Raw genomic sequence first — 1683 nt, forward strand, 5'->3', positions numbered from 1 at the left:
CGCATGGGGCGGCCCCCCACCGGGCGGGGGGGTCGGTGGGGCCCCCGCCCCATTGGGGGTCGGCGCCGGGGCCGACACAACAACACCCCCCCGCCCCCCCCCGGGCCGGGGGGGGCGCGGCCCTGCTCGTTCACCTACTGCGTCTCAGCCCGCCGACCGTACTGCCCGGACGGGCCGGCCGGCGCCGGGGCTGACTTCAGCCCCGGCCGCCCGCGGTGCTGTCGTCGCCCGTGCTGTCGTCGTCCGTGCTGTCCTCGTCCGTACCGTCATCGTCCAGACTCCGGTTCCGGTCCGGGGCATCGGACGGGGACTCATGGGGCTCGTCGCCCAACTCCTCCTCGACATCGACGAACTCGACACCCTCCAGCTCCGCGAGCCGGTCCGATGCGTCCGTCGAGCCGTCCTTGTCGGACTCGATGGTCCTGGCGAACCACTCACGGGCCTCGTCCTCACGCCCCGCGGCGAGCAGCGCGTCGGCGTACGCGTACCGCAGCCGCGCGGTCCACGGCTGTACGGAGTGGGAGGCCAGCTCCGGGCTCTGCAGCGTGACGATCGCCGCGTCGATCTGCCCCATGTCGCGGCGCGCACCGGCGGCGACCAGACGCATCTCGACCTGTCCGGCCTTGTCGAGCTTCTGGACCTCGGGCTCTCCGGCCATCGCCATCGCCCGCTCGGGCCGGCCCAGGCCGCGCTCGCAGTCGGCCATGACGGGCCAGAGCTCGACGCTTCCGGTCATCCGCTTCGTGGCACGGAACTCGGCGAGCGCCTCGGTGTACTTCTGCGTCGCGTATGCGGCGAACCCGGCCGCCTCACGCACGGCGGCGACCCGGGAGGCCAGCCGGAGGGCGATACGCGAGTACGCGTACGCCTCTTCGGGGTCCTCGTCGATCAGCCGGGCGACCATCACCAGGTTCTTGGCGACATCCTCGGCCAGGGTCTTGGGCAGGCTCATCAACTCCTGCCGTACGTCCTTGTCGATCTCCTCGCCGGTGACATCCTCGGGAATCGGAAGCCGCTTGACCGGCTCACGGTCCCGGTCACGGTCGTCCCGCTGGAATCCGCCGCCCCGCTCGTCACGCTGGCCGCCGCGGTACCCACCACGGTCCCGGTCGTCGCGCTGGCCACCTCGGTAGCCACCGCGGTCACCACCGGAGGGACGGCCGCCGCGGTCGTTGCTCCGGTCGTCACGGCGGAAGCCGCCACCGCCGGAACGGTCGTCACGGCGGAAACCACCACTGCGCTCACCATCCCGACGCGGACCACCCGAGAAACGGTCATCACGACGCGGCCCACCGGACGAACGGTCATCACGACCACCGCGGTACCCACCACGGTCACCGCCCCGGTCATCACGGCCCCGATCATCACGACGCTCGAAACCACCACCGGGACGCCCACCACGACTGTCGTCACGGCGGAAGGACGAACGATCATCACGGCTGTCATCACGCCGGAACGACGGACGGTCATCACGCCGATCGTCTCGCCGGAAACCACCACCCGGACGGCCACCGCGGTCGTCATCGCGGCGCGGACCACCCGAAGGACGGTCGTCACGACCACCCCTGAACCCGCCGCGGTCGTTGCCCCGGTCGTCACGGCGGAAGCCGCCACCGCCGGAACGGTCGTCACGGCGGAAACCACCACTGCGCTCACCATCCCGACGCGGACCACCCGAGAAAC

At 71.8% G+C, this 1683-nt stretch carries 1 protein-coding gene and 1 pseudogene; both read right to left on the bottom strand.

Annotation, left to right across the window (positions count from 1 at the left end; all coding sequences use genetic code 11):
- Positions 1-196 precede the first annotated feature (196 nt).
- Positions 197-952 (bottom strand): tetratricopeptide repeat protein, encoded by a 756-nt coding sequence (locus ACFXBC_RS35065; protein ID WP_385034190.1) that lies wholly within the window; start codon positions 950-952, stop codon positions 197-199.
- Positions 952-1683 (bottom strand): annotated as a pseudogene (locus tag ACFXBC_RS35070) (hypothetical protein); the annotation flags it as partial. The pseudogene ACFXBC_RS35070 and the gene ACFXBC_RS35065, both read right to left, overlap by 1 nt.

The organism is Streptomyces sp. NPDC059398, assembly GCF_042751845.1.
GTDB lineage: Bacteria > Actinomycetota > Actinomycetes > Streptomycetales > Streptomycetaceae > Streptomyces.